At 59.3% G+C, this 26669-nt stretch carries 29 protein-coding genes; 22 read left to right on the top strand and 7 right to left on the bottom strand.

The window, feature by feature from the left end:
- Window positions 1-93 precede the first annotated feature (93 nt).
- The 22 genes from FJ145_24090 to FJ145_23985 all read left to right on the top strand — a co-directional run bounded on the left by FJ145_24090 (window position 94) and on the right by FJ145_23985 (window position 18713).
- Window positions 94-1419 (top strand): type II secretion system protein GspE, encoded by a 1326-nt coding sequence (locus tag FJ145_24090; GenBank protein MBM4264495.1) that lies wholly within the window; start codon window positions 94-96, stop codon window positions 1417-1419.
- 157 nt (window positions 1420-1576) lie between these two features.
- Complete coding sequence (locus FJ145_24085) at window positions 1577-2800, top strand: type II secretion system F family protein (protein MBM4264494.1); 1224 nt, start codon at window positions 1577-1579, stop codon at window positions 2798-2800.
- Window positions 2784-3227: a type II secretion system protein GspG gene (gspG, locus tag FJ145_24080; GenBank protein ID MBM4264493.1), complete on the top strand. Its 444-nt coding sequence runs from the start codon at window positions 2784-2786 to the stop codon at window positions 3225-3227. The genes FJ145_24085 and gspG overlap by 17 nt, the downstream gene beginning before the upstream one ends.
- Entirely contained in the window at window positions 3139-3663 is a 525-nt protein-coding gene (locus FJ145_24075; GenBank protein MBM4264492.1) for a prepilin-type N-terminal cleavage/methylation domain-containing protein, read from the top strand. The genes gspG and FJ145_24075 overlap by 89 nt, the downstream gene beginning before the upstream one ends.
- Window positions 3660-4070 carry a prepilin-type N-terminal cleavage/methylation domain-containing protein gene (locus FJ145_24070; GenBank protein ID MBM4264491.1) on the top strand — a complete coding sequence of 137 codons (411 nt, stop codon included), beginning with the start codon at window positions 3660-3662 and terminating at the stop codon, window positions 4068-4070. Before FJ145_24075 ends, FJ145_24070 begins: the two co-directional genes overlap by 4 nt.
- A 4-nt stretch (window positions 4071-4074) precedes the next feature.
- A complete protein-coding gene (locus FJ145_24065; GenBank protein MBM4264490.1) occupies window positions 4075-4614 on the top strand; it encodes a prepilin-type N-terminal cleavage/methylation domain-containing protein in 540 nt (179 codons plus the stop codon).
- 100 nt (window positions 4615-4714) lie between these two features.
- On the top strand, window positions 4715-5635 hold the full coding sequence (locus FJ145_24060; protein MBM4264489.1) for a MoxR family ATPase: 921 nt from the start codon (window positions 4715-4717) through the stop codon (window positions 5633-5635).
- 14 nt (window positions 5636-5649) lie between these two features.
- Window positions 5650-6864: a VWA domain-containing protein gene (locus tag FJ145_24055; GenBank protein MBM4264488.1), complete on the top strand. Its 1215-nt coding sequence runs from the start codon at window positions 5650-5652 to the stop codon at window positions 6862-6864.
- A 100-nt stretch (window positions 6865-6964) separates the two neighbouring features.
- Entirely contained in the window at window positions 6965-7360 is a 396-nt protein-coding gene (locus FJ145_24050; GenBank protein ID MBM4264487.1) for an XdhC family protein, read from the top strand.
- On the top strand, window positions 7357-8130 hold the full coding sequence (locus FJ145_24045; protein ID MBM4264486.1) for a hypothetical protein: 774 nt from the start codon (window positions 7357-7359) through the stop codon (window positions 8128-8130). The genes FJ145_24050 and FJ145_24045 overlap by 4 nt, the downstream gene beginning before the upstream one ends.
- Window positions 8131-8142: 12 nt before the next feature.
- Window positions 8143-8556, top strand: a complete 414-nt coding sequence (locus FJ145_24040) for a DUF120 domain-containing protein (protein MBM4264485.1) — start codon at window positions 8143-8145, stop codon at window positions 8554-8556.
- Window positions 8557-8669: 113 nt separating this feature from the next.
- On the top strand, window positions 8670-9320 hold the full coding sequence (locus FJ145_24035) for a UbiX family flavin prenyltransferase (GenBank protein MBM4264484.1): 651 nt from the start codon (window positions 8670-8672) through the stop codon (window positions 9318-9320).
- 116 nt (window positions 9321-9436) lie between these two features.
- Window positions 9437-10483 (top strand): type 2 isopentenyl-diphosphate Delta-isomerase, encoded by a 1047-nt coding sequence (locus FJ145_24030; GenBank protein ID MBM4264483.1) that lies wholly within the window; start codon window positions 9437-9439, stop codon window positions 10481-10483.
- 436 nt (window positions 10484-10919) lie between these two features.
- Window positions 10920-11231, top strand: a complete 312-nt coding sequence (locus FJ145_24025) for a hypothetical protein (GenBank protein MBM4264482.1) — start codon at window positions 10920-10922, stop codon at window positions 11229-11231.
- On the top strand, window positions 11192-11662 hold the full coding sequence (locus FJ145_24020; GenBank protein MBM4264481.1) for a pyridoxamine 5'-phosphate oxidase: 471 nt from the start codon (window positions 11192-11194) through the stop codon (window positions 11660-11662). Before FJ145_24025 ends, FJ145_24020 begins: the two co-directional genes overlap by 40 nt.
- A 72-nt stretch (window positions 11663-11734) precedes the next feature.
- The gene (locus tag FJ145_24015) at window positions 11735-13093 is read left to right on the top strand and encodes a hypothetical protein (protein ID MBM4264480.1); all 1359 of its coding nucleotides are present in this window, start codon (window positions 11735-11737) and stop codon (window positions 13091-13093) included.
- A gap of 40 nt (window positions 13094-13133) precedes the next feature.
- Window positions 13134-13610: a hypothetical protein gene (locus tag FJ145_24010; protein MBM4264479.1), complete on the top strand. Its 477-nt coding sequence runs from the start codon at window positions 13134-13136 to the stop codon at window positions 13608-13610.
- Window positions 13607-14896 (top strand): efflux RND transporter periplasmic adaptor subunit, encoded by a 1290-nt coding sequence (locus FJ145_24005; GenBank protein ID MBM4264478.1) that lies wholly within the window; start codon window positions 13607-13609, stop codon window positions 14894-14896. Before FJ145_24010 ends, FJ145_24005 begins: the two co-directional genes overlap by 4 nt.
- Window positions 14893-15606, top strand: coding sequence for an ABC transporter ATP-binding protein (locus FJ145_24000; protein ID MBM4264477.1), 714 nt, complete (start codon window positions 14893-14895; stop codon window positions 15604-15606). Before FJ145_24005 ends, FJ145_24000 begins: the two co-directional genes overlap by 4 nt.
- Window positions 15607-15684: 78 nt before the next feature.
- Complete coding sequence (locus FJ145_23995; protein MBM4264476.1) at window positions 15685-16902, top strand: FtsX-like permease family protein; 1218 nt, start codon at window positions 15685-15687, stop codon at window positions 16900-16902.
- Between the two features lie 391 nt (window positions 16903-17293).
- Window positions 17294-17851, top strand: coding sequence for a hypothetical protein (locus FJ145_23990; GenBank protein ID MBM4264475.1), 558 nt, complete (start codon window positions 17294-17296; stop codon window positions 17849-17851).
- Window positions 17826-18713, top strand: coding sequence for a polysaccharide deacetylase (locus FJ145_23985; protein ID MBM4264474.1), 888 nt, complete (start codon window positions 17826-17828; stop codon window positions 18711-18713). Before FJ145_23990 ends, FJ145_23985 begins: the two co-directional genes overlap by 26 nt.
- Before the next feature lie 43 nt (window positions 18714-18756).
- Here the strand turns inward: FJ145_23985 and FJ145_23980 are convergent, their stop codons facing one another.
- The 7 genes from FJ145_23980 to FJ145_23950 all read right to left on the bottom strand — a co-directional run bounded on the left by FJ145_23980 (window position 18757) and on the right by FJ145_23950 (window position 26322).
- Window positions 18757-20274, bottom strand: coding sequence for a hypothetical protein (locus FJ145_23980; protein ID MBM4264473.1), 1518 nt, complete (start codon window positions 20272-20274; stop codon window positions 18757-18759).
- Window positions 20275-20529: 255 nt separating this feature from the next.
- Window positions 20530-20760, bottom strand: a complete 231-nt coding sequence (locus tag FJ145_23975; GenBank protein MBM4264472.1) for a hypothetical protein — start codon at window positions 20758-20760, stop codon at window positions 20530-20532.
- Window positions 20761-20787: 27 nt separating this feature from the next.
- Window positions 20788-21834, bottom strand: a complete 1047-nt coding sequence (locus FJ145_23970) for a glycine/betaine/sarcosine/D-proline family reductase selenoprotein B (GenBank protein MBM4264471.1) — start codon at window positions 21832-21834, stop codon at window positions 20788-20790.
- 183 nt (window positions 21835-22017) lie between these two features.
- The gene (locus FJ145_23965) at window positions 22018-23298 is read right to left on the bottom strand and encodes a beta-aspartyl-peptidase (protein MBM4264470.1); all 1281 of its coding nucleotides are present in this window, start codon (window positions 23296-23298) and stop codon (window positions 22018-22020) included.
- A 180-nt stretch (window positions 23299-23478) separates the two neighbouring features.
- Window positions 23479-24393, bottom strand: coding sequence for an ABC transporter permease (locus tag FJ145_23960; GenBank protein ID MBM4264469.1), 915 nt, complete (start codon window positions 24391-24393; stop codon window positions 23479-23481).
- Window positions 24386-25312, bottom strand: coding sequence for an ABC transporter permease (locus FJ145_23955; protein ID MBM4264468.1), 927 nt, complete (start codon window positions 25310-25312; stop codon window positions 24386-24388). Before FJ145_23955 ends, FJ145_23960 begins: the two co-directional genes overlap by 8 nt.
- 143 nt (window positions 25313-25455) lie before the next feature.
- Entirely contained in the window at window positions 25456-26322 is an 867-nt protein-coding gene (locus tag FJ145_23950; protein ID MBM4264467.1) for a DMT family transporter, read from the bottom strand.
- Window positions 26323-26669: the final 347 nt, after the last annotated feature.

The following is a 26669-nucleotide window of genomic DNA, read 5'->3' as shown; positions in this document are numbered from 1 at the left end:
AAGTAGACGGTTAAGGCCGTCTACAAACGCCCCTGAGGGCGGAGACTTTGAGCCGGCTCTTAGCCGGAACCAGGACTTTCAGTCCGTTATCCGATGCCACCGCCTTTTAGGCGGTGGTTGTTCACTTCGCGCATTGAGGCCTTATTCGGTCCGGGCAGCGGCAGCGAAGCGGGCGTGCCGGGCGTGGCGCGGGAAATCGAAGGCGCCGTCGACGACGAAGACGTCGCCCATCTGCGCGACATGGCCTCCGAGGTGCCGGTCATCCGCATGGGCCACCAGATGCTCGTGCGCGCGCTTGAGAGCCGCGCCTCCGACGTGCACATCGAGCCGTTCGAGAACCAACTCAAGATTCGCTACCGCATCGACGGTATCTTGCACGAGGTCGAATCGCCGCCGAAGCAGTTAAAAGCGGCGGTGATCTCGCGCCTAAAAATTCTCGCGCAGTTGAACATCGCCGAGCGCCGCCTGCCGCAGGATGGCCGGATCAAGATTCGCCTCGCCGGCAAGGACGTCGACATGCGTATCGCGACGGTGCCAACGCTCTACGGCGAGAGCGTGGTGATCCGTTTGCTCGAGCGCTCGCAGATTTTTACCCAACTCGATTCCTTGGGATTCCCGCCGACGTTACTGCAGCAGTTCAACGACATGATCGCCAAGCCGCACGGCATGATTCTGGTCACGGGACCCACCGGCAGCGGTAAGACGACAACGCTTTACGGTGCGCTGGAAAAGATCAACGACCCGGGCAAGAAAATCATCACCATTGAAGATCCGGTGGAATACCAGTTGTCGGGCGTCAATCAAATCCAAGTCAAGCCGCAGATCGGCTTGACCTTCGCCAATGGCTTGCGCTCGATTGTGCGCCAGGATCCCGATGTCATCATGGTCGGCGAAATCCGCGACGCCGAGACGGCGGAGATCGCCGTGCAAGCGGCGCTCACCGGTCACCTGGTGTTCTCGACCCTGCATACCAATGACGCCGCCGGCGCGATCTCGCGGCTTTTGGAAATGGGCGTGCAGGACTATCTTTTGGCGTCGTCCTTGTTGGGCGTGTTGGCGCAACGTTTGGTGCGCCGGCTCTGCCCGCGCTGTCGCAAGGAAGTGCCGTTTGCCGGCGTCGATAGCCGCGACTTCGAGTTGAAGCAGCAGTTTGGCAACGGCAACGCCGTCATGTGGGAACCGGGCGGTTGTGAAAATTGCAGCGGCACCGGCTACCTAGGCCGCATTGGCATCTATGAATTGCTGCCCGCGACCGCCGAGATCTGCAGAATCGTTGTTCAGCGCGCCGATGCCGGCTCGATCCGCAATTTGGCCATACAGCAAGGCATGCGGCCTTTGCGCGACGATGGTTGGGACAAGGTCGCGCAGGGCGTGACGACCCTGGCAGAGGTGCTGCGCGTGACGCGGGAAGAAGTGTAGGAACACTTGGAGTGATGGAGTACTGGAATATTGGGTTTCGTGCCTTGTCAGTCGCGTTATTCGACTTAGTCACATCCGACACCCAACACTCCAACACTCCAGCACGCCATCACCCCGCGAAACGAAGTTTGCAAAGAGTCCTGCGCTGAGCTCCGCCATGGCTTTTTCCCAATACCGGGCCGCCGACCAGGGCGGCAAGATCGTCGAAGGCATCATGGAAGCCGAGGTGGAGCAGAGCGTCGTGTCGCGCCTGCGCGAAATGGGCTGCGTGCCGCTGCGCATCACCTTGCCGCGCGAAGGCGCGCTCGCCGGACACGAGGCGCGGGCGCCGCTTTTCAAGCGCAACAAGATCACCCAGACCGAGCTTTTGCAGTTTACCCAGGAGCTCAGCACGCTGCTCGCCGCCGGCCTGCCACTCGACCGCAGTTTGTCGATTCTCGGCAGCCTGATCGAAGGCGAGCACTTTACCCGGGTCATGCGCACGCTCTTGGAAGCGGTGCGCGCCGGCAAGTCGCTGGCGGCGTCCATGGGCGAGCACCCCGACGTCTTTCCAAAGATTTACGTGAACATGATTCGCGCCGGTGAAGCGGGCGGCATCTTGGACGCCGTGCTGCGCTATCTGGTCGAATACCTGGAACGTTCGCTGGCGTTGAAAGAGGACTTGAAATCGGCGTTGATCTATCCGGTGATCTTGGCCGGCGCCGCCGGCCTGTCCTTGACGGTGTTGTTTGTTTACGTCATTCCCAAGTTTTCGGTGATTTTTAAGGATGTCGGCCAGGCGCTCCCTTGGATTACCAAGGTCGTGCTCGACTTCAGCCAACTGTTGACCCACTATGGCTGGTTTATTCTGGCGGGCCTGATTGTGCTGGTGGTCTTTGGCGTTTACTATCTGCGCACGCCCGAGGGGCGCGGCGAGTGGGACCGGCTGAGTTTGCGGTTGCCACTGCTGGGCGAGCTCGTGCGCAAGTTCGAAACCGCGCGTTTCTCGCGCACCTTGGCGGCGTTGTTGCGCGGCGGTGTGCCGCTGCTCGAGGCGCTCGGCACGGTGCAAGGAGTGATCGGCAACACTTTGCTATCGCGGGCCATCAGCCAAGTGCAGGTGCGCGTGCGTGAGGGCAAGGGAATGGCGCGGCCGCTGGGCGACAGCGGACTTTTCCCAACCTTGGCCTTGAGTATGATTTCGGTGGGCGAAGAGACCGGCAAGCTCGAAACCATGCTCAACGAAGTGGCGGAACACTATGACCAGGACGTCAAACGCACCACCAAACGGCTGACGTCGATCCTTGAGCCGGCGCTGATTCTCACCATGGGTCTGATCATTGGCGTGGTGGTGATCTCGATGTTGTTGGCGATTTTTAGTATCAATGATTTACCATTCTAAGTTTATGAAATTTACCCGAAGCAATAGTGGTTTTACCCTCGTCGAACTACTGGTCGTGATGATCATCATCGGTCTTTTGGCGGCCCTGGTGGGTCCGCGCTTCATCCGGCAGGAGGAAAAGGCCAAGATCAAGGCGGCCAAGGCGCAGATCGAGCTGCTGGGCACGGCGCTCGACACATTTCGCCTCGACATTGGCCGTTATCCAACCAGCGAAGAGGGCCTCGACGCGCTGGTGCGCAAACCCGGCAGTGTCGACAAGTGGGATGGGCCTTACTTGAAAAAAGACATGCCGCTCGATCCTTGGGGCAAAGCCTACGTTTACAAGAGCCCCGGCGATCATGGCGCATTCGATCTGCTTTCCTATGGCGCCGATGGCACCGCCGGCGGTGATGGCGATAATCGCGATGTTACGAGTTGGGAAAAATAGCGATGGCTTTTCGCTGATCGAGCTGATCCTGGTTTTGGTACTTCTGGGGATCAGCAGTGTCATTGCTGTGCCCGCCATTGAGCGGGGGCTAAAAAGTCGCGAAGCGCGCCAAACCGCCGTCACTCTTGCAGCCGTGGCGCGCGATTCGAGCGATCGCGCCCGTACCGAAGGCTATCCGCAGCAGTTGACCCTCAATCTCGCCAGCAACTCCTATGTTGGGCCCTCCGGGCAAGAAGTGTCGTTGGCGGCCAACCTGAGGTTCATCGACGTCCAAGGCGGTGAGACGACCGAGCGCGACCTGCGCCAATTTCTGTTTTTTCCCAACGGCAGTAACTTGGGCGGCACGATTCGCGTCGGCGGCGATGGCGCCGCCTATTCGGTGCGCTTGCACCCGCTCACCGGCCGGGTCGAAGTGCTGCACGATGAGCGCTCATGAAAACGAGCCGTGGATATCAGAGCGCCGGCGGCTTCACGTTGCTCGAAGTGCTGGTGGCCATGACCATCGTCGGCATCGGCGTGGTGACTCTGCTCGAAGTGTTTTCACTGGGCTTGCGATTGGGTTCAAAGAGCACCGTGCAGACCGAGGCCCTGGCTTACGGTCGCTTGATCATGGACAACGTCTTGGCCAAATCGAAAATGGAAGACGGCGGCGAGCAGGGCACCTACCAAGAAAAAGGCCGTTGGAAGCTGCAGGTGCAGACCTTGCGCGAGCCGACACCGTCGCTCAATCTCGGCTCAAACTTGGAACTTAAAGAGGTTGCCCTCGAGCTATCCGTCGACGACGGTGGCCGCGAGCGGCGCGTTGAGCTCAAAACCTTGCGCCTGGTGCGTAAGAAGCCGTAGAGTCATGAGGCTTTCGCAAAAATTGGCGAGCCGCACGGGCTTCACCTTGATCGAGGTGATGCTGGCGCTCTCGCTATTTGCGCTGCTGGGCGTGGTGCTCTACGCTGCCATGTCGCTGGGCCAAGGAGCTGCGAAAAAGACCGAAGCCGTATTTGAAAAGAATCAGCACCTGCGTTCAGTGATGGATCTGTTGGGGAGCTACATTCGCTCGTCGTATCCACTACGACCAGCGCCCCAGGATGCTTCCATTTATTACCAAGGCGAGGAAAAAGAGCTGAGTTTCATTTCGGCCTATTCCGTCGCCATGGGCGGCCGCGGCATGGCCAAGATCAACCTGCGCTTTGATCGCGAAGGCGAGGGCCCGGGTGGTGCTTTAACATTGGAAGAGGAGCTGCCGGCGAACGCCGATGGCGGTGCCGGCGCTTACCGTAACTCATTTACTCTGCGGGAGGGAGTTTCGGATTTTCGCCTCGCCTATCTCGACCCACAGCTCGACAAAGAGGACTGGGCTGAGAAGTGGGACGGCAAAGAGAAACTCGTTTAGTCGAGCTAAATCGGCCGCTTGCTGACATTGATCGATATCCGGAAACGGAGTATGGTGATTCGATTTCGGGTTTGTCAGAATTTCCCAACGTGAGGCACGCGTGAACGTAAACCAACTATCCATCGAAAAAGTCCAAGAAATTCTCCGCACCGAAAAATACGTTTGCGACCGGTCTTTGGCAACGGTCGTTTATCTTTCGCTGGTGATGGGCAAGCCGCTGCTTTTGGAAGGTGAAGCCGGCGTCGGGAAAACCGAGATCGCCAAGGTGCTGTCGAAGGTGCTGGGCGCCAAGTTGATTCGTTTGCAGTGCTACGAAGGGCTCGACGCCAACACGGCGCTCTACGAGTGGAACTATCCGAAGCAGATGCTGCACATCAAGCTCGAAGAGATCGAAAAAGGCGACAAGCAAAAAGTCGAAACCGAGATCTTTACCGAAGACTATCTGGTGAAACGACCGCTCCTCGAAGCGATCCAGACCAGCGGCACCAATCCGCCGGTGTTGTTGATCGACGAGATCGATCGCGCCGATATGGAGTTTGAAGCGTTCCTGCTCGAAGTGCTTTCCGATTTTCAGATCACGATTCCCGAATTGGGCACCATCGCGGCCAAGCATCGGCCGTACGTTTTTCTGACCTCGAACCGGACGCGGGAAATTCATGACGCGCTCAAGCGCCGCTGCTTGTATCATTGGATCGAGTACCCGAGCTTCGAGAAGGAATACGAAATTATCACGACCAAGTTCCCCGAAGTCGAGGGCAACATGGCCAAGCAGATCTGCGCCTTCATGCAAAAAGTCCGCGAGATGAACTTCTACAAGCGGCCGGGGGTGGCGGAGACTTTGGACTGGGCGTCGGCGTTGATTGCGCTCAATCGCAAGAGCCTCGACGATCAGAGCGTGGTGGAGACGATGGGCTGCGTTTTTAAATATCGTGAAGACTTGCACCACCTGCGCGAACAAGTGGAGAATAAGCAGTTGAATTTGGATACATTGTTGAGAATGTCGCCGGAGTTGGTGAGTTAGTTTTCTATTGAGTCATGGAAATCACTCCTGAACAGATCGCCGCGGCCGTCAGCGGCGTTTCCTCCGTGCGCGGCCACGGCACGCTGCCCAACATGATGGCCTTTGGGCGGGCGCTGAAGCAGCTCGGCGTCAAAGTCAGCTTGAGCCAGGTGCTCGACGCGGCGCGCTCGTCCGATCTTGTCGACATTGCTGAGCGAGACGACTTTCGCGCGCTATTGCGCTCCAATCTGATTTCACAAAAGGAAGATTTCCCGGTTTTTGATACGCTGTTCGATTGCTTCTGGCGCGAGCAGGCCTACGAGCGCGTGCAGATGGAGACCATGGAGATTCAGGGGACGCCGACCGAGTCACAGGCTTCCGAGGGTGGCGACGAAGAGGGTGGCTTGGAGGAGGCCTTGGCTGAAGCCATGGCGCAGGAAAATATTCCGCTAGAAAACCTCGACGAGTTTTCCGTGCCCACCTATAGCGCCCAGGAGCTGATGAATCGCAAGGACTTCAGCGAGATGGGCGTCGAAGAGAGCCGCGCCATTGCCCGGGCGATTTTGTTGATTGCGACCAAAATCGCCACGCAGATCAGCCGGCGGAAAAAAGTCGGCAGCAAGGGCGACACCGTGGACCCGCGCTCGACCATGCGCAAGAGCATGAAATACGGCGGCGAAGTCGTCCAACTGGTCAATCGCAAACGACGCATCAAGAAAACCAAAGTGATCTTGCTCTGCGACGTCAGCGGCTCGATGGATTGCTACAGCCGTTTTTTGATCCAGTTCATGTACGGTCTGCAAAATGAGCTGTGGGGCGTCGAGACGTTTGTCTTTAGCACGTCGCTGTCGCGCATTACCCATTTGATCCGCACCAAAAATATCGTTGACGCCCTGGAAAAAATCTCCGGCAGCATACTCGGTTGGTCGGGCGGCACCAACATCGGCCGCTCGCTGCACACGTTCAACCGCCAATTTGCCCCGAGCATGGTCAGTGCCCGCACAGTAGTGGTGATCATCAGCGACGGGTGGGATCGCGGCGACGTCAGCCTGCTGGAGCGCGAGATGCAGGACATCAAGCGGCGCGCCAAGAAGATTATCTGGCTCAATCCGCTGCTCGCGAGCGACAACTATGAGCCGCTGTGCAAAGGCATGCAGGCGGCGCTGCCGTATCTCGATTTGTTTTTGTCGGTGCACAACGTGAACAGTCTCGTCGCCCTTGGGCGGACGTTGCAGAAGATGGTTGCGTAATAGTTGAAAATGGACAATGGAAAATTGAAAATGGCGGATCGGAGTTTCAGCGATCCTCAATCTTCCATCCTCCATCCGCAAATTTGAACGGAGGTGACCCATGGCTGGTCCTGGCGCTTGTTATACCGGTGAAGATCTCGACGGCAAGAAAAAAGATACCGTCTATCACCAAGTCAAAGAGTTTCTTGACAAGGGCGAGACTTTGGCGGTGGCGACCATCGTGTCGACCAAGGGTTCGACGCCGCGCGAAGTGGGCGCCAAGATGGTGGTGACCGCCTGGGGTGAAATCCTCGGCACCATCGGCGGCGGCTGCGGTGAAGCGGACGTCAAGCGCGAGGCCATCGAAGTCATCCGTACGCGCAAGCCGCGCACCGTGCGCGTCGATTTGCTCGACGACATTTCGTCGGATAGCCCGGCGGTGTGCGGCGGCATTATGAATGTTTTCATTGACCCGTGGTGGAAGGAGCGCGATCAGGAGGCGGCGGGCGCAAAATGAGTTCGCTTTCCGAAGAGCTGGTACAGATCAACGAGCAGGGCGCCGCCGCGGTGCTCGCGACCGTCGTTGAAGTCGAGGGCAAGTTTGCCGTCGAGGCTGGTGCCAAGTGTCTGGTGCGCGACGGCCAGGCGCGCGTGCATACGATTGGCGACGCTAAGATCGTTCAGGCGATCGTTGTTGAAAGCGAAAAACATCTGCGCGCGGAAAAATCCCAGCTCGTCGAGCTCAAAATTCCTGGCAGTGAAGGCAAGCTCGAAGTGTTTTTTGAAGTCATGCCCGAGCCGCCGCGGTTGATTGTCGTCGGCGCCGGTCACATCGCCGTGCCGCTGGTGCAAATGGCCAAGGTTCTCGACTTCCATGTCACGGTGACCGACGATCGCATCGCCTTTGCCAATCGCGAGCGTTTCCCCGACGCGGATCAAGTTCTGGTCGGCGACATGGCACAGATGTTAAAAGACATGACCATCTCGCCGGCTTGTTACATCGTGCTGATCACCCGCGGCCATGCCTACGACGAGCCCTGCCTGCGCGTGATCATGCACAGCCAGGCGAAATATATCGGCATGATCGGCAGCAAGCGGCGCATCAAAGCCTGTTTCCAACGCTTTCGTGACGAAGACAAGGTTGGTGAGGAAGCGATCGAACGCATCTACGCGCCCATCGGCCTCGATATTGGCACGGAGACTCCGGCGGAGATTGCATTGTCGATTCTCGGTGAAGTGATCAAAGTGCGGCGCGGCGGCAAGGCGGCGTCGCTGTCGGGTCATTAGATTGCAGCGACGATGAACCTCAAATTGACCGGCACGGTGTTCTCCGATCTCGGCCGAGCGTCGGTTTTCATGGCGCTGGATTGGGTGCAACAGGCGCTGCTGCAGACTCTGGGCTACGCGCCCTTTCCCGCGACCCTGAACCTGCGTCCGCGCACGGAAGATGACGCGCTGATTTGGCAACGCGCGCAGAAAGAAATAACCGGAGTCGAGCTGCCGACCGAGGCGGGAGCGTGCAGCGCGCAGATTTTTCTGGTCGATATCACGCGTCCGGTTTTGATGGGCAATCGCTCGGTGCGCGGCGCGATATTGTTGCCGGCAGTCTCTGACTATCCCGCCGACAAGATCGAAGTGGTTGCGCCGGTGCGGCTGAAAGATAAGTTTAGAGTGAACGACGGCGATCAATTGACCCTGGAATTTGTCCAATAACCCAAGGGTGTTTCGTCTGCCGGGTGTTGACCCAGCAGACGACCAAAGGGGATGCTCGCCCCTTTTGAAACCCTATTTGATGGAGCCCGCAGCAAGCTGCGGGGAATATTAGATTGAATCAAAAGAAACGACTGATTATCGCCGTGTCCGGCGCCACCGGCGCGATCTACGGCGTGCGCATGCTGGAAATCCTCTCGAAGGTCGATGACATCGAAACCCATTTGGTGTTAAGCAAGGCCGGCAAGATGACCATCCAGGTCGAGACGCCCTATTCCGTCAAAGACGTCGAGGCGATGGCCGACGTGGTTCATGACATCAACAACGTCGGTGCGAGTATTTCGAGCGGCTCGTTTCGCACCGCCGGCATGGTGATCGCGCCCTGCTCGATGAAATCGATGGGCGGCATTGCCCATTCTCTAGGCGGCGATCTTTTGGTCCGCGCCGCCGACGTGGTGCTCAAGGAGCGCAAGAAGCTGGTTGTCGTGGTACGCGAAACCCCGCTGCATTTGGGCCACTTGCAAGCGATGGTGACGCTAACGCAAATGGGCGCGGTGATCTTTCCACCGGTGCCGGCGTTCTATCATCGGCCCAAGACGCTCGACGATGTGATCAATCAAACTGTCGCGCGCATTCTCGATCAGTTCGATATCGATGTGTCGTTGTTCCACCGCTGGGACGACGACGGCATGAGCCGCCACCCGGACGCGGGCAAGACGACGACGATCGACGTGGCCAAGGCGCGGCGCGCCGCCAAGAAGCGCTGATCCATTCTTGCCGATGCAGCGAAGAGGAGCTCAGCACTTTCCCAGGACGCCGTCGGCGAATTTGACACCAAGCCGCAACCAGGAACTCTAAACGCGGAACTCGAAACGACTTCGCTATGCCAGCGCGCAGGGTGCGTAAAGCCCTCACCAAAACCCAGCAACGCAAAAAAGAACACCTCGAAATTTGCCTCGATACCGAGCGCGTCACCGGTCCATCGCGCACCGGATTGGATCGCTATTACTTCGTTCACAACGCGCTCCCCGAGCTCGATATCGACGAGCTCGATCTATCGACGAGCTTTCTCGGCAAACGGCTGCGCGCGCCGATCTTGATTTCATCGATGACCGGCGGCTTCGACCTGGCGCGCAAGGTCAATCGCAATTTGGCGGCCGCCGCGCAAGCCTTGGGCATCGGCATGGGTGTGGGCTCGCAGCGCGTTGCCATCGAAGAGCCGTCGGCAGTGAGCTCGTTTCAGGTGCGCGACGTCGCGCCGGATATTTTGCTCTGCAGCAATCTCGGCGCGGTGCAGTTGAACTACGGCTACGGCATCGAGCAGTGCCGGCGCGCAGTGGCAATGATCGGCGCCGACGCGCTGATTTTTCATTTGAACGTGTTGCAGGAGGCCGTCCAGCCCGAAGGTAATCGAAATTTTAAGGGCCTGGTCGACAAGATCGCTACCGTATGCCTTGAAATCGAAGTGCCCGTGATAGCCAAAGAGGTCGGCAACGGCATTGCGGTCGACGTGGCGTGCCGTTTGGTTCAGGCGGGTGTTAGAGCGATCGATGTCGCCGGCAAGGGCGGCACATCGTGGTCGGCCGTCGAAGCGCAGCGCGCCGCCCAAGCAGGCCAACGCGCGGACACGAGCTTTGCCGACTGGGGCATTCCGACGGAAGAAGCGCTGGTGTCGATTCGCCAAGCCATGCCGGAGATTCCCCTCGTCGCTTCAGGCGGCATCCGCACCGGCGTCGACATCGCCAAAGCCATCGCGTTGGGCGCTGACATCGGCGCCTTCGGACAACCGCTGCTAGCCGCAGCGATCGAATCCGCAGATGCGGTGATCGAAGCGATCAGCAAAGTCATTCACGAGCTCAAAGTCAGTATGCTGTGCGTCGGCGCGCGCGATCTCACCGCGCTGCGGCGCGCGCCGCTGACGAGAAGATAATTCAGCGCGCCCGCTAGGCGATCGGCGCATTTGCCCCTGAAAAGGGCAAATCCACCGGTCGATTTCCCCCAGGCGCTTTGCCGATGGCTCCACGCAAACTCTCATGTGTGCGACCTTGGTCTTAGCTAAGCCCCTGATGTTTCAACGGTAATTCCCGCCGCCGGACTTTGTTCCAGACATCATCTAGGGCTTGGCACTGGCAAAATTGCGCTGGGCGTGTTTTGCGTCCTGGGCTACGCGCTGACTCAGCTTTTGGCGCCCTGGCCGTTGAAGCTGATCATCGACAGCGTGCTCTTGGAAAAGCCGTTGCCGGCGCTGCTGAATGGCATGGGAGGCTTGGGCGATCTTATTTTGGGCGACCGCGTGTTCGCCGTGATTGTGCTTTCTCTGAGCATCGTCGCCATCGCTATTTTGGGCGGGGTGTTTTCTTATTCCCATGTCTATCTCACCTCGCGCATCGGCTACGAGCTGGTACACCGGCTGCGCGCGATCTGTTCAATCATCTGCCGCGGCGCAAGCGCGCGCCCACGACTTTATCATGGCGCTGCCGGAGAAGTACGACACGGTTTTGGGCGAGCGCGGCGCGACATTGTCGGGCGGCCAGCGTCAACGGTTGGCACTCTGCTTGGGTCAAGACCCGCCCGACGAAAGCTTTTTTCTGACGCGGAAGGTGGTAACCTGGATCATTAACGCGATCGAGGCGAACCCATGTCGGATGCGCTCAAACAACAGGTGTACGACTACTTGAAAAGCCATAACACGATGACGTTAGCAACCAGCTCTGGCGATATGCCTTGGGCCTCGACAGTATTTTACGCCAGCGACGAGCTCAGGCTCTATTTCTTTTCGGCGCCCGAGTCGCGCCATTGCCAGAACTTTACAAGCAACGGGCGCGTGGCGGTGACGATTCAGGAAGACTATGGCGATTGGCGCGAGATCAAAGGCGTTCAGCTCGAAGGGCGCGTTGATTTGGTCGACGGCATTTTGGAGAAAACCAAAGCGATGGCGATCTACGCGCGCAAATATCCCGACGTGATCAAGCTCTTCAGCGACCCCAACAGCGGGGTCTTCTACAAAGCTTTCCTCAAAGTCAAATTTTACTGCGTGACGCCCGAGAAGCTTTTCTACATTGACAACGCCCAAGGTTTCGGCAAGCGCCAGGAGCTGGTTTTGAGCTAGTGATCGACGGGCTGCTGTCGCTCCTTCGGTCGCGGATTTTGTCTTTGTCGCAAAGCAGGTTATAAAACTTCTATGAGTGTGAAAGAGGCAAGGGGACCAATTCTTCGCTGGGCCGTGTTGGCTGCGCTCTGGGCTTGGATCGCCACGGCGGGTGCACCAGATGCGTACGCCGCCGCCAGCACGACGGTAGTCCCAATGCCCAATGTCGGCGTTTCGCCGGGAACGGTGGCCGGCAGCAAACCTTTAACGCTTGAGGAGGCCGTGCGGATTGGCTTGGACAACCATTCCAGGATCAAATCCGCTGGCTTTCAGACTTTCGCCCAAGACGCCATCGTGAAGCAGCGCATGTCGGCCTACTATCCGGTCGTGACGTTCGATAACGGGTTTACTAACAGAGGTGGTAAGGCCACCCAGACCTCCGATTCGCTCTCGAGCCGGATCGGCTTTGACATGACCCTCTACAATTTTGGCAAACGCGAAGGCACCGTGCAGGCGGCGCGTGAGACCCTCGATGCGCGCCAGTTTTTCTACCAAGCGACATCCAACGACATCGCCCTCCTGGTAAAGCAGTCCTACTATCGGGTATTGCAGCGCAACGCCCTATTGAACGTCAACGACGATACGGTAAAAAATCGTGCCGCTACTCTCAAGCAAACCCAGAGTTTCTACGAAGTGGGCACCCGGCCGCGCAGCGACGTGACGCAGGCGCAGGCCAACCTTTTCACCGCACAGGCGCGCTTGATCCAGGCGCGTAAAGATGTCGATGTCGCTTGGGCAGAGCTGCGCAACGCCATGGGGGTGGATGAGCTCGCTAAGCAACCGCTTGCCGAAGATTTATCGCTGGCGCCGTTTCCACTGAAGCTGGAGCAGGCCAAAGAGGAGGCGTTCGCCCATCGACCGGAGCTCTTGCAGTTTAGCGCTGACCTACGGGCGCGCGATCAATTGATCGCCGTGGCGCGCCGCAACCACCTGCCGGATTTTACCTTTAACTCAAGCTATGGGTGGAACGGCAGCAACAGCGGCGCAGATCTATTTCCGCTGCAGCCCAACTGGAGTGTCGGCTTAAATTTCAATATCCCGCTCTTCAACGGTTTTCAGACGACCTACAAGTTGCAGGAAGAGCTGGCCAACCATGGCTCGACCAAAGAGCAACTGCGCGCGCAGCGCCAGCAAGTAGCCTTGGAGGTCGAGACCAATTACCTCAACTTGGTCGCGCTGCGCGATGTCGTCAATGCCAACGAAGCCGCGGTATTGGCGGGAAAGCAAAACCTGGAACTGCAGGAAGCTCGCTATCAGGTGGGCTATGCAACCATCGTCGACGTGACCACGGCCCAGGTGACGTTGACGACGGCGCAAATCGATCATGTGAACTCGATCATCGATTATAAACTGGCGGTGGCACAGGTGATCAACGCGATTGGCCGCCAGTAGACGGAATAGTTTTTCGATCGTCTGATAAGAAAGAGGCTCAATGTCGCAGCTATTAGGCAATGAACTGACCGAGGCGCTGCTGCGGCGCCTAAGCGGTGCTGAAGTAAGCGCCCACGAGGGCAAGATCATTCCGATCTTTACCATCGATGAGGCCGGCTGGGCGCACCCGGCGCTGCTTTCCTATTACGAGATTGTCGCCAAGGGACGCTCGCTACTGGATATGGCACTGTGGAAAGACAGCACCACTGCGAGGAACCTGAGAAACGCCGGCAAAGTCACGCTGCTGATTTCCGACCATGCCGTGAACTATTACCTCAAGGGCACCGTGCACCAGCTGGAATACGAGATGACCGGCGCGCCCCAGGTGTCACGCTTTCAAGTGCAGTTGACCCAAGTCATCGAAGATCAGGAGCCCAATGCAGAGATCACCACCGGTCTGACCTATCGGCGTATGACGCAGCGCGACCCCAATGACTTTGCGTCGAAAGTTTTGCGCCTGCTGCGCGGAGAAGTATGAAGTTTAAGAAGACCATCATCGCGGCAGTCCTGCTCTTGGCGGCCGGCGGCGCCGGCTACGCTTACTGGACCATGAACGCTGCTCCCAAGGAGCCGCCATATTTGACCGCGCCGGTAAGCCGCGGCAACGTGCGTCAAGTGGTATCGTCGACGGGCACTTTGCAAGCGGTGGTGACCGTTCAAGTCGGCACCCAGGTCTCCGGCACCATCGAGAAGCTCAATGCTGACTTCAACAGCAAAGTAAAAGCCGGCCAAGTAGTGGCCCAGCTGAATCAAGATAAATTCAAGGCTTCGGTGGATCAGGCCAAGGCGAATGTGTTGTCAGCGCAAGCAACCCATGCACGAAACAAAGTTACTGCCGCTGACACGCTGCGCACTCTCGAGCGCAACCGAGAATTGCGCAAGCGCGACGTCATGGCGCAGAGCGAGCTCGACGCTTCGCAAACCGCTTACGACGCGGCGATGGCGCAACTGCAGGTGAGTCAAGCGCAGATCAGCCAGGCCCAGGCGGCGCTCAACCAAACCACCGTCGATCTCAATAACACGGTGATTAAGTCGCCGGTGGACGGTTTGGTGATCTCGCGCAACGTTGACGTCGGCCAGACGGTGGCCGCCTCGTTGTCGGCGCCGACGCTGTTTAGCATCGCCAACGATCTCACCAGGATGGAAGTGCACACCAACGTCGACGAAGCCGACGTGGGCAATATCCGCGAAGGGCAAGACGTGACTTTTACGGTCGATGCCCATGCGCAGCGGCGCTTTCGCGGCAAGGTGCACCAGGTGCGCAACGCACCGCAGGTAGTCCAGAGTGTGGTGACGTACATCGCGGTAGTGCGGATCAACAACAAGGAACTTTTGCTCAAGCCCGGTATGACCGCCAATGTGCAGTTTCTCGTGGCACAAAAGGAAGACACACTGACGATTCCTAACATCGCGCTGCGCTTCCGGCCATCGGAAGAGAAAGATGCGGCGCAAGATTTGCTGAAACAGGAGCAGCAGCGAGTCGGCGGCCGCATCTCGCAGCGGCGCACCAGCCGCGGCGGCGGCAGCGGTACCGGCGGCGGCGAGGGGCGGCGCGTGCGCGACGTGAAGGTCTATGTGCTGAAAGACGGCAAGGCGCAGCCGCTGGACGTCAAGGTCGGCATCACCGACGGGTCGAAGACCGAGGTGGTTGAAGGGCCGCTCGACGAAAACGCCAAAGTCATCATCGGCTTGGGCAGCACCGGGACCCAAGCGCAGGGCGGTGTGACCAACCCCTTTCAGGCGCAGCCGCCGCGCTTCCGATGAGCCAGGTCATTCGCGTCGAGAATCTGTTTAAGACTTACCACATGGGCGACGTCGAAGTGCACGCCCTGCGCGGCATCTATCTGACCATCGAGCGCGGCGAGTTTGTCGCGGTCATGGGCTCTTCGGGTTCGGGCAAATCGACGTTCATGAATATTCTGGGCTGCCTCGATCGACCCACCAGCGGCAAATATTGGCTTGAGAGCGAAGAGGTCGGGGCGTTGAGTGCCGACGATTGGGCGCATATTCGCAACAAACGGATCGGTTTCGTGTTTCAAGGATTCAATCTTTTGCCGCGCACCACGGCGCTGGAAAACGTCGAGCTGCCGATGATGTACAACGGCTACGCCAGCAAAGAGCGACATCAGCGCGCGGTGGAAGTTTTAGAACTGGTCGGGCTCGGCGAGCGGCTCGACCATACGCCCAACCGGCTCTCGGGTGGCCAGCAACAGCGCGTTGCCATCGCCCGCTCGCTGGTGAACAAGCCGTCTTTGATCCTCGCCGACGAACCCACCGGCAACCTTGACACCGTGACCAGCAACGAGATCATGGCGCTGTTTCAAAAACTGAACAACGAGCAGGGGATCACGATTATTCTTGTCACGCACGAGACCGACATCGCCGAGCACGCAAGAAGACAGATCGTCTTTCGCGACGGCCAGGTGATTTCGGATAAGGCCAATCAACAAGTGATGGCGCAGCTGGAGGGATAAGGGATCGTGACTCGTGCTCGTAGCTCGCTAGGGTCTGCGAACACGACCCACGAGCACGAGCCACGAATCGAGGCAACCATGCAAGCTCTCATGACATTGCGCATCGCGCTACGGGCGCTAGCGCGCAACAAGCTGCGCGCGTTCCTAACCATGCTGGGGATCATTATTGGCGTCGGCGCGGTGATCGCCATGGTGGCCATCGGCGAAGGAGCGAAATCGACGGTGCGCCAGCAGATTGCCGCGCTGGGCACCAACGTGCTGGTGATCCTGCCCGGCAGTAACCTGCAAGGCGGCGTGCGCGCCGGCAGCGGCAACGTCAACACGTTGGTCGACGGCGATTCCAAAGCGATCGCCCGTGAGCTGCGCTCGGTCGCCTTTGCCTCGCCGGTGATGCGCCGGCAAGAGCAGTTGATTGCCGGCAACTTGAACTGGGGCACGCAAGTGCAGGGCGTGGCGCCCGAGTTTCAACAGATTCGCGACTGGGTGGTTGAATCCGGCCGCTTCTTGCATGAGGGTGACGTCGACAGCGCCGCCAAAGTCGCGCTCATCGGCCAGACCGTAGCGCGCAATCTGTTCGGCAACGAAGACCCGCTCGACGCGGTGATCCGCATCCGTAATATCCCATTTCGCATCGTCGGCACTCTCGGCTCCAAGGGGCAAACCGGCCAGGGGCAAGATCAAGACGACACGGTGATGATTCCTTATACGACGATGCAGAAGCGGCTGATGCGTATAACCTACGTCCAGAGCATCGTCGTGCGCGCGGTCAGCGCCGAGAAAGTTGGCGAAGCGCAGGAGCAGATCACGTTGCTCTTGCGCCAGCGTCATCGCGTCGCCGATGGCCGCGAAGACGATTTCACCGTGCGCAATTTATCCGACATCGCCGAAGCGGCGCAGAGCACCGCGCGGGTGATGGCGATACTGCTCGGCAGCGTCGCCGGCATTTCGCTCTTGGTCGGCGGCATCGGCATCATGAACATCATGCTGGTGTCGGTCACCGAGCGCACCCGCGAAATCGGTATCCGCATGGCCGTCGGTGCGCGCGGCAAAGACATCATGCTGCAATTTCTCGTTGAAGCCGTGGTCATGGCCGCCACCGGCGGCGTGCTCGGCATCGTGCTCGGCATCGGGACCTCGGAGCTGCTAAAAAATTGGGCGCAATGGCCGACGGTGATCGACCCGACCATCGTGGCGATCGCCTTTATCTTCTCCGGTGCCGTCGGGATTTTTTTCGGCTTCTACCCCGCCAGGAAGGCCGCGAATCTCGACCCCATCGAGGCGCTGCGTTACGAGTAATTTGTATCGATGTACTCGTGCCCGATGCAAGCTACTGGGAGGCCATTCGAAAGATCTTTCGAACCGTTGAGACACTGCCAGACACTCTAGGTCATTTCCCGCCAACACAGAATGGCGCCAAGACTTTAGTTGTGGAATTTGCTGGACAAAGGTTTCCTCCTACTCTAGAGTCGACCTCGCGATCGTGATTTCGCATCCTACCGGCGCACTGTATTACCGCTCCGGTTTTGACAACTACAGCACGTCAGTCTCGAATCGGGCAGGGAGGCCATAGACAAGGAGTGCCTATGCGGCGTGTGGGTTTGCCATTTTTCCTTTTGACGATGTTTTTTTGCTATTGCCCTCATCGGACGCCGCTTCCGCGACTCTTCCCTTTGACACCACGAGTCCGGTGATTTACGACAACGACGGCGCTGTGGAATCCGGGTACACCGATGCCTATATCATGGCGCTGGCAAGCGCCGGCATCATTAATTTGCGCGGCATCATCTCTACGAGCAGCTACGGCGAACATCCACCTTACGTTCCGCTGCCAGAGAACACAGTGCTGGGCGAGCGCCGTGAGCTCGTGGCCAAAGCTCGGCGCAGCGGTATGCGAAACATTCCCGATCCGACGGCGGGGCCAAGCATCAGTTTGAAATCACGCCGGCCGGCATCGGGCATCATCGAAGATACCGCGCCTCTTGGCACCCCGGGCAGTTGGTTGATCGTCAACGAAGCGCGCCAGGCGACGCCATCGCGGCCGTTGGTCGTGATCATGGGCGGCCAAGGCACCGCGCTTGCGGACGCGTACCTGCTGGATCATTCGATTGCCGACAAAGTGGTCGCCGTCTGGTTAGTCGGCGCTAAACGGAGCAGCAACGGCGTGCTCGATGCCTATGAGTACAACGCCTATGTTGCCTTGGAAAGGACGCTCGAGGACCATGGCCAAAGAAAACCCCCGTTATGACTACTCGCCGATCATCCGCCGGCCCAAGATCGAATGGCCCAACCACGGCCGCATCGCGCTCTGGGTGGCGCCCAACATAGAGTACTTTCATTTCGATAAACCGATTCGCGGCTCGGGCAGCAACCATGCGCCGGATGTGCCGGGCTACACGCTGCGCGATTACGGCTCGCGGGTGGGTGTCTATCGCATCATGGAGGTGCTCGACAAATATTCAATTCGCGCCAGCGTGCTGCTCAACGCGGAGGTCTGCGAACAGCACCCGCCGATCATCGAAGAGGGCAATAAAAGGAATTGGGAATGGCTCGGCCATGGCATGACCAACAGCGTTTCGATGCTCGACTACAAGCCCGACGAAGAGCTGGGGATCATTCGCAAGGTCAAGGAGATTATTACCAGATCGACCGGCAAGGCGCCCAAGGGTTGGTTGGGTCCGGGCTTGGGCGAAACCTTTGGCACCCCCGATCACTTGGCCGCGGAGGGCTTCGAATACGTCTGCGACTGGGGCAACGACGAACAGCCGACGCCCATGCGCGTGAAAAGCGGCCGCATGTTAGTGGTGCCCTACGAGCTCGGTGTCAACGACATTCGCGTTTTCATTCGCGAAAACCACACCGCGGAACAGTATTACCGAATGGTCTGCGACCACTTCGACACGCTCTACAAAGACAGCGCCAGCGGCGGGCGGGTGTTATGTTTGCCGCTGCATCCGTTCGTGATCGGCTTGCCCTATCGGATCCAGTATCTCGACAAAGCACTCGACTACATGTGCTCCCACGATGGCGTCTGGCGCACGACCGGTTGGGACATTGCCGAGTGGTACTACAAAAACTACTGGAAAGATCCGGGACCATTGCCAGCGTAGCACTGATTTCTCAAGCGCTTCACTGCTGAGTACTCTACCCTGACTACCGCGGCGTCAAAGTGTAGTACCGCACGTTCGCAAAGCTCTGGCCCTCGGGCACGGGCTCCCAGGGCAGGTCCTTGCGCTTGGCGTATAGTTCGTCCTGGGCGTGCATGAACAGCCAATATGCCTGGTCGTGCACGTAGTGGCCCAACTCTTTCAGAATCTTGGCGCGCTGGTCAGGATCCACAGTTTTGCGGCTCCTGTCGATCAACCCGTTTAACTTTTCATCGGGCTTGTGACCCTTGCGCTGGTACAGCGTCCAGCCAAGCATCGCGTCGGGATCGGCGGCGGTGCCCCAGGCTACCGAAGTCATCCCCTTGAAGTCGCCCGCGAGCCAAGTGGTTTGCAGCGCGGCGCGCTCGGTGGGTACTAGCCGCACTTTGATGCCTACTTCAGCTAACTGGCTGGCGATGACCTCGGCGATATCGCGGTCCTTGAGGAATGCGCCGCTGGTGATGCTAAACGACACCTCAAACCCATTCGGATGGCCCGCCTCCGCCAAGAGCTGCTTGGCCCTGGCCGGATTGTACGGATACGGAGCTAGTTTGGGATCATAGCCCGGCCAGGCCGAGCTGTAAGGCCCGCGTAATAGCTCGCCGTAGTTTTCCAGAATCTTCTGAACAATGGACGCGCGATCGACGGCGTAGTTCACCGCCCGGCGCACGCGCACGTCGTCAAACGGCGGCTCGGTGGTGTTGAACGGGTGGATGATCAGCCGCCCGCCCTTGAGCATCTTTAACTCCGTGTTCGGATCGCTCTGCAGCTCCTTTAGCTGCGCCAGCGATGGATCCTGAATAATCTGCACGCCGCCGGTTTTCAGCTCCGCCACCCGCGTCGCCGGGTCAGTAATCGTCCGTAGCACCAGCCGGTTCGGCTGCACGCGGCCGCGGTAATAGTCGGGATTGGCCTCCATCACCAGCCGCTGGCCGCGCACAAACTCGACGAACTTGTACGCTCCATTGCCCACCGGCTTCTTGGCGAACTCTTCGGCGCCCATCTTTTCTCTTGTTCTCTTGGGCATGATCAGCAGCAGACTCATGTTAGCCATCAGGCCGGGGCGCGGGCCATCGGTGGTGATGCGCACGGTCTGCGGGTCTACGACTTCGACGTTGGTGATGCCCGCGGTGTTGGCTTTGCGCGGTGAGCCATCCTGACGGTAGATGTCGAGCGAATATTTGACGTCCTCGGCGGTGACGAGCGTGCCGTCATGATGCTTTACGCCCTGGCGCAGCTTAAACTCCCAGCGGTTGTCCTTCACCGTCCACGACCTGGCGAGCCTGGGCGTCAGCTTGAACGGCGTGCCCTCGTACGCCGCCAGCGGTTCAAACATGTGCCGCAGCACCAGTACCGTGGCGTTGGCTGCGGAAGCCGTGCCGGGCTCCACGGACGTTGTCTCTTCAATTACTGCCAATGTCCACTGCGCCGGCACCGCCGCATGGACCGCCGGCGACGCGGCGGGCATTGCCAGCGCTACTGTCCATGCGAGTATCTTTGTTCTTCTAACCCAATGACCCATCATCGTTGCTCCTCTTCTCTGCTACTATCGTTGATAATTTGTGCGGCGTGCAAAACTTGTCGGGGGCCAGAACTCTGCTCTCTCACCACGAAGCACAGGGTTTGACTTCGCCCGCCACAGGCTGCGGTCGCGAAGTTCGGAAAAACTTACTTCTCTTATCTTTGTGCTCTTGGTGGCCTTCGTGGTGAATGTTCCCTCCGAAACTTTGCGTCTTGGCGCCTTTTGCGAGAGACATTCCGAATTTGCGGCGAACATTTCTCAATCGAACGCCGTCGGTTCGTCCACCGATGTCGTGAGCGCTTTTAGCGCCTTGTTGATGATTTCTTTGCGCAACGCCTTCTCGTCGCTCGGTCGCAGGTTGGGATCGCCCGCTACGTTGGTGATCGCCTTGCCGCGCACGATGCGCGGCGCGCCCACCGAGCGGGCCAGGCCATCTAATGTCGTAATGTATGCCACCGGCATGCCGGCTGCTTCGAATTCCTTGGCCATCGCGGCGCCGCCGCGAGAGCAGGAGCCTCAGGCGGAGGTGAGGATCACCCCCTGCACATCGTTGGCGCGCAGCTCCTTGAGCATCTCCTGCGCGAAGCGGCGCACGGTGGGGATCGCCGCGGTGTTGCCCGTGGTTGTGTACAGCTCGTCGGCCAAGTCCTTGAACGCGCCCTCGTGCTCCAGCTCACGCAGCGCGTCGAGCGGTGCCATGCGGTCCGGGTCTTCGTTCACATTGGTGGTGTCGAATCCGCCGTGAATCGATTGCCAATCGCTCGGCTTCAAATCGTTCAGCTCGCCAATTTGGTACTTCAGCCACTTGCTGGCGTAGGCCGACTCCAATCGGTCCGGGTTGCCGCGCGGCACCACGCCGCCGGTGGTGACCAGCGCAATCTTTGCGTGCGCGATGTCCTTTAGCGGCGGTGCCGGTGTCACCTGGCTGTAGCTGGGCACGGGCCACTCGGTGGTGTACGGCTGACCGCTGATTTTCTTAATTAGCATGTCCACCGCACGTTTTGCCGCCGTTTGCTCCGCGACGAAGTGAACGCGCCGGCCCGTGGGAATATATCCCTCCTCTTGGGGTGTCCCGAGCGGCTCGCGATCGTAAAGCTTCAGCGCCAGCCGCGCCATGAGTTTCACCGCCTCAGCCACGCCAGCCGCGCTTTCACGCGTGCGCGCGATGTGCACCTTCGTGCGGTACAGATCGGCGCCCGGATTGTCCGGATGCATGCCGGTCACTGCCACAATGCCCAGCGCATTCTGCGCCCGTGCGCACAGGGCGCCGCATGCGAGCCCATAACGCCCCGAGACGAACGCTGGTCCCGCGATCAAAATATCCGGCCGCTCTTCGGACACTCGCTCCAAAATCTCATCAATGGCATTCGCTCGCTCGTTGGCGTAGTTGTCGCCGCAGTAGACCGTCGCCACTATTTGCGCGCGCTCGCCCAACGCGTGCTGTAGCGCGATGCCCGGACCGACCGCGCCAATCTTCTTTCCAGGGCCGATCCCGGCCTGCGCTTCCGCGCCTTGTCCCGCGAAGAACTGATTCAGGTAAAGTACAACACGAATTGCGCTCATATGCGCCTCCCATGCACGAGCGTTAAGAGTCCAAACCCTTTTTACCACGAAGCACACGAAGGACACGAAGTTCGGAAAAGAAAATTATTTTCTTTTCTTACCTTCGTGCGCTTCGTGTCCTTCGTGGTCAATAATCCCTCTCCGAATTTAGCGTCTTTCGCGTTTTTGCGGCGAATCTCCGTCTCAAAAAAATCTCGTCGTCTGCCGAGTGAGCCCTTGGTTGCTGCACGACGTGTGAATGTCGCGCTGGTTCACCGTCAGCCCGCCGTGCGGGTCCATAGAGCTGCTGGCCAGGCGTCCCCCGCCGATCACTTTCGCTGTCGGTGGCAGGGTGACCTTGCGGTCGCGGCTGCCGATGCAGACAATCGCGTCCGCTTCCGGCGTGGCGTGCACGAAGCCGGGATCGTCCGGGCCGGCGCCCACGTCTAAATAGATGAGCGTGGTTTTGATGCCCAGCTTCTCGCAGTCTTGAACCGCGAGCATGGTATCAATCGCATAATTGCTGCCGTTGATACCAAGCACGAGCACGCCCTGTGCGCCGAGCATGCGCGCCAGCTTGGCCGCGGCGCTGCCGACGCGTTCCTTCTGCTCCCGTTCCGGAGTGATATCGTAGAACAGCACGCAGCCCACAAAGTTAAGACTCTTGCCGTGCTCACGATAGAGCTCAAGCATAGCCTGGTGGTTCTGGTCCCAGTAGGTTGCGCGATACGCTTGCCGCCAGCCGACCAGAGCGCCGTCGAATAGTTCATTGGGATGAATGAGCGTTCCCAGCGGCAGCGGCACCTTCGCGCCATATGCCCAGGTCGCTTGGGTGTGGTACAGGCACGCCACAAGGGGGAGCTCGGGAGGGCAGGGCGTCAGCTCAAACGTTTCCACCTCGTCCGGGGTTTGCTCCGCCGTAACCTTCGCCAGGTAGGCGGCCACTTTCAGGCACGCTGTTGTGGTAGCTCGGTTGTAGTCCTCGGCTTCATTTGTTCCGCCCAGCACATCCTTGGCGTCGACCGACGCCGATGGAAACAGGCTAGGGTGCGGCGTGAACTCGAGCGCGATATTAAGAGTATGCGCAAACGGGCTAAACTCCGCACCGGGTCCGGACATGTCGAGAATCTGTTCGCGGAAATGGGTCTGCTCGCCCGGCACCGGCGCCGCCACTTCGAGCACCGCCACGCCACTCAGCCGATGCGTCCGTCCCTCGCCGACCGTTGTCGGCGCAGAGAGAAAACCAGGGAACACACCGCCCTGCCCAGACACTTTCCAGCGCGGCTCCACCGCGTCTTTAGCGTTGATGATCCTGACCGCCTCGCCCGGCCGCACCAGGTGCACTTGCACATCGACAAAGTGTGAATCGGCCAGCACCAGGCGCCGGACCTCTTCTCGATCGACGACTAATGTTCCGTGATCCACCGCCGTCCGCGCTCCGAACCCGATGCGCTTGATATGAAATGATCCGACCTCAAGCCTCATAGCTAGCTCCCAACCTAAACCGTCGAAAGATTGGATGCAAAACGATCATCTATCGATTACCGCAGAGCCAGCCGCGCGTGGCGCGGCAATTTGCCGGCAGGGAAACTAGCAGGCCTGGCCTGTTGCCATTGGCTTATTAGCGGATGCGTCACGATCGCCCGTTGAACATTATTTGCATCTTTACACTTTCAGCCGCGGATCCAGGGCGTCACGCAGCGCGTCGCCGAACAGGTTAATGCCGAGCACCGTCAGGATGATCGCCAGCCCGGGGAACAAACCCAACCACCAGGCGCTGGTCAGGTACTCGCGGCCCTGGCTGAGCATGGCGCCCCAGCTTGGTGTGGGGGGTTGCACGCCTAGGCCCAGGAAGCTCAGCGACGACTCGGCGATGATCAGCTCGGCCAGTTGAAAGCTGCTGATCACGATGATCGGCGCGATGGCGCTGGGTGCGAGGTGGCGCGTGATGATTCTCAGGTCGGATGCGCCTAGCGCAACCGCCGCCTCGACGAACTCGCGCTGCTTCGCAACCAGGACCGAACTGCGCACCGTGCGCGCGTAGACGACCCAGCTGCGCAGCGCTAAGACAACGATCAGGTTGGCGATGGTCGGTTTTAGTAGTGCCATCACGGCGATGGCGAGCAATAGATACGGAAACGAGAGCTGCATGTCGGCCAGGCGCATCATCAGCGAATCGAGCCAGCCGCCATAGTAGCCGGCGAGCAGCCCAATAATCACTCCAAAAACCAGCGCCACCAGCACGCTGATGCCGGCGATTCCCAGCGACGTGCGCGCGGCCCAGATCACGCGGCTCAGCATGTCCCTTCCGAGCGGATCGGTGCCGAGTAGGTGCGCGGAAGTGCCACCACTCAGCCAAACGGGCGGCTGCAATCGATGCGCCAATGACATCTCGCTGAAACCGTACGGCGCCACCATTGGCGCGGCCAGCGCGGCGGCGATCGCGAGCAACAGCAATGCCGCGCCGATCCAGCCCGTGCGCACCTGCGCCAGTCGCCGTAGCGCGCGGTAACTGCCGCGCGCGTTTGACTCTTGCTCGGCCGCTGCTAGCGCTGTCTCGGTTGCGACGCCGTTACCCATGCGGCCTCGCTCTCACTCGCGGATCGAGATAGCCGTAGAGCAGATCCACTAGCAGATTGATCAGCACGAACGCCACGGCCACCATGATTAACGCCGCTAGTACGACCGGGTAGTCCCGCTTCAAGATTGATTCGAGCACGAGTGTGCCCACGCCGGGCCACGCGAATACCGCCTCGGTCATGACCGCGCCGCCGAGCAATCCGCCCGCCTGCAGACCCACCACGGTGACGATCGGCACCAACGCGTTGCGCACCGCGTGCCGTGTGGTCACGACCATCTCGGCCAGCCCCTTGGCCCGTGCGGTGCGGATGTAGTCCTGGGACAGTACTTCCAACATGCCGGAGCGCGTGAGCCTTGCTACCAGCGCTAGCAGCCACATCGCCAGCGTCACGCTCGGCAATATCAGTTGCGCAAAGCTGCCGCGGCCGGAGACCGGCAACAGATGCAGCCCCACGGCAAAAACCAAAATCATCAGCATGCCGAGCCAGAACGTCGGCACCGACTGCCCGAGCAGCACCAAGCCCATCGAGAGATGGTCGAAGACGGAGTTGCGCTTGACCGCAGAGATGATGCCGGCGGGAATGGCAATCGCCAGCGCGATCACCAGCGCCGCCGCCGACAGTTCCAGCGTGGCCGGCAGCCGCTCCAGCACCACCTCCAGCGCCGGCCGCCGATAGGCAAACGACTGGCCGAAGTCGCCCTGCAGCAATTTCGCTAGATAGTGTCCGTACTGCACCGGGATGGGTTGGTCGAGCCCGTAGGCGCGGCGAAAGTCGGCGCGCACTTCCTCGGATGCCTCCATTGGCAGCAGCAATTGCGTGACGTCGCCGCTCAACTGCAGCAGCACGAAGGCGATGATCGTCACCCCCAAAAGCGAGGGCACCGCCTGAACCAGCCGAGAAAGTATCACGCTCGCCACGCCGGCTACTCCTCACGTCCGTGCCGGTCGCCGCGGCTGAATAAACATTGGAACTTCATAATGCGGTCTTTAATGGTTAGATTTAAAATCGAAGTCATAATAACCCAGACGGATGTAAACAGGTCAAGACATTCACTCGGCGACTACCACTTCTCCCACGAGATCAAGAACACGCCGAGAATTACGAGCAAGATCGCGGCGATTTTGCGTGCGGTGATCGTCTCAACGTCTTTTAGAAAAATTGCGGTCAGCGGCAGGACGAAGAGTGCTGAGCCGTTGACCAGCGGCGAGACGATCGAGACGCGTTCCATGCTAAGCGCGGTATAAGCGAAGACGTAGGACAGAAAGTTCATGAAGCCGGCGGCGGCGAAGACGGCAAAGCCTTGCCGCGCGGTTTTTGCCAGCGGTTTTTTTTCTTCGAACAGCCAATACATCAATGTCATGGTGATGGACGAAGTGGTGGCGGCAATGGCCGCGCCCAGGATTGGCGCGGTAATCTGCTGCACACCGAAGCGGACCACGTTATCGCGGGCCGCGAACAGAAACGCCGCGGTCAGCGGGAACAGCAGGTCGCGCGTGTGCCAGGTCTTGTGCGCGCCTTTCCAGGAAAGCGAGACGATGCCCGAGACAATCGAAAAAGTCCCCATCAGGTTGGTCACGGTGGGCCGCTCGGCGAGGAACAATATCGCAAAGAGCGTGGCAAACAGCGGCGAGCTGTTGGTCAGGCAGGAAGTGATCGGCGCGCCGAGCCGGTCCATGCCTTTGAAGATGAAATAACGCGCCAGGCCGGGGACGAAGATGCCGACCAAGATAAATATCAAATTGGCCGGTGCCCAAAGGTCAATCTGCTTTTCGAAAAAAAAGACGTAGATCCAGAGAAACAGCGAGTTGACGCCGAGGTTGGTCAGTAACCCGCGAAAATAGTCCAGTGCCAGCACGCCGCGGTTGATGCAAACCATCGAGAAAGCGAACCAGAAAGAGCTGCATAGGCCGACAAAGATCGCGAGCATGATTAACCATGAGCTTTACGTGCCGCGGCGCGGCAAGGCAATGGGTAGAGAGAGGGCTTTCAGGAAAGCGAGCTGCGTTAATAACACTGCATCGCGTGTGATGCTGAGCGAAGCGAAGCATCTGCGGGTTGGTACGGTGCACTTGGCAGATTCTTCGCCTTGGCTCAGAAGGACAGTCGCGGCCGGCACCTAGCCCGGATTATTCATCGCTGCGGCGCGCTCGAAGTGAAACTCTTCCGGAGCGAAGGCAACAGATATCCGCTTCGACGCCGCCTCGTAGGGGCGACCGGCGGTCGCCCTGCTCTGCGAATCGCAGTGGAAAGGTCGAAGAAATGCCCAGCATCGGC

It is taken from the genome of Deltaproteobacteria bacterium (assembly GCA_016874755.1).
GTDB lineage: Bacteria > Desulfobacterota > Binatia > UBA9968 > UBA9968 > DP-20.
Note: the sequence above shows the minus strand (reverse complement) of the source record. Positions and strands in the feature narration are given on the sequence as shown.

Excerpts from the sequence above, each read along its gene's own strand:
- FJ145_24090 (MBM4264495.1), top strand. The coding sequence starts at position 94 with ATGCCACCGCCTTTTAGGCGGTGGTTGTTCACTTCGCGCATTGAGGCC.
- FJ145_24085 (MBM4264494.1), top strand. The coding sequence starts at position 1,577 with ATGGCTTTTTCCCAATACCGGGCCGCCGACCAGGGCGGCAAGATCGTC.
- gspG (MBM4264493.1), top strand. The coding sequence starts at position 2,784 with ATGATTTACCATTCTAAGTTTATGAAATTTACCCGAAGCAATAGTGGT.
- FJ145_24075 (MBM4264492.1), top strand. The coding sequence starts at position 3,139 with ATGGCGCATTCGATCTGCTTTCCTATGGCGCCGATGGCACCGCCGGCG.
- FJ145_24070 (MBM4264491.1), top strand. The coding sequence starts at position 3,660 with ATGAAAACGAGCCGTGGATATCAGAGCGCCGGCGGCTTCACGTTGCTC.
- FJ145_24065 (MBM4264490.1), top strand. The coding sequence starts at position 4,075 with ATGAGGCTTTCGCAAAAATTGGCGAGCCGCACGGGCTTCACCTTGATC.
- FJ145_24055 (MBM4264488.1), top strand. The coding sequence starts at position 5,650 with ATGGAAATCACTCCTGAACAGATCGCCGCGGCCGTCAGCGGCGTTTCC.
- FJ145_24050 (MBM4264487.1), top strand. The coding sequence starts at position 6,965 with ATGGCTGGTCCTGGCGCTTGTTATACCGGTGAAGATCTCGACGGCAAG.
- FJ145_24045 (MBM4264486.1), top strand. The coding sequence starts at position 7,357 with ATGAGTTCGCTTTCCGAAGAGCTGGTACAGATCAACGAGCAGGGCGCC.
- FJ145_24040 (MBM4264485.1), top strand. The coding sequence starts at position 8,143 with ATGAACCTCAAATTGACCGGCACGGTGTTCTCCGATCTCGGCCGAGCG.
- FJ145_24030 (MBM4264483.1), top strand. The coding sequence starts at position 9,437 with ATGCCAGCGCGCAGGGTGCGTAAAGCCCTCACCAAAACCCAGCAACGC.
- FJ145_24025 (MBM4264482.1), top strand. The coding sequence starts at position 10,920 with ATGTCTATCTCACCTCGCGCATCGGCTACGAGCTGGTACACCGGCTGC.
- FJ145_24020 (MBM4264481.1), top strand. The coding sequence starts at position 11,192 with ATGTCGGATGCGCTCAAACAACAGGTGTACGACTACTTGAAAAGCCAT.
- FJ145_24015 (MBM4264480.1), top strand. The coding sequence starts at position 11,735 with ATGAGTGTGAAAGAGGCAAGGGGACCAATTCTTCGCTGGGCCGTGTTG.
- FJ145_24010 (MBM4264479.1), top strand. The coding sequence starts at position 13,134 with ATGTCGCAGCTATTAGGCAATGAACTGACCGAGGCGCTGCTGCGGCGC.
- FJ145_24005 (MBM4264478.1), top strand. The coding sequence starts at position 13,607 with ATGAAGTTTAAGAAGACCATCATCGCGGCAGTCCTGCTCTTGGCGGCC.
- FJ145_24000 (MBM4264477.1), top strand. The coding sequence starts at position 14,893 with ATGAGCCAGGTCATTCGCGTCGAGAATCTGTTTAAGACTTACCACATG.
- FJ145_23995 (MBM4264476.1), top strand. The coding sequence starts at position 15,685 with ATGCAAGCTCTCATGACATTGCGCATCGCGCTACGGGCGCTAGCGCGC.
- FJ145_23985 (MBM4264474.1), top strand. The coding sequence starts at position 17,826 with ATGGCCAAAGAAAACCCCCGTTATGACTACTCGCCGATCATCCGCCGG.
- FJ145_23980 (MBM4264473.1), bottom strand. The coding sequence starts at position 20,274 with ATGATGGGTCATTGGGTTAGAAGAACAAAGATACTCGCATGGACAGTA.
- FJ145_23975 (MBM4264472.1), bottom strand. The coding sequence starts at position 20,760 with ATGGCCAAGGAATTCGAAGCAGCCGGCATGCCGGTGGCATACATTACG.
- FJ145_23970 (MBM4264471.1), bottom strand. The coding sequence starts at position 21,834 with ATGAGCGCAATTCGTGTTGTACTTTACCTGAATCAGTTCTTCGCGGGA.
- FJ145_23965 (MBM4264470.1), bottom strand. The coding sequence starts at position 23,298 with ATGAGGCTTGAGGTCGGATCATTTCATATCAAGCGCATCGGGTTCGGA.
- FJ145_23960 (MBM4264469.1), bottom strand. The coding sequence starts at position 24,393 with ATGGGTAACGGCGTCGCAACCGAGACAGCGCTAGCAGCGGCCGAGCAA.
- FJ145_23950 (MBM4264467.1), bottom strand. The coding sequence starts at position 26,322 with ATGCTCGCGATCTTTGTCGGCCTATGCAGCTCTTTCTGGTTCGCTTTC.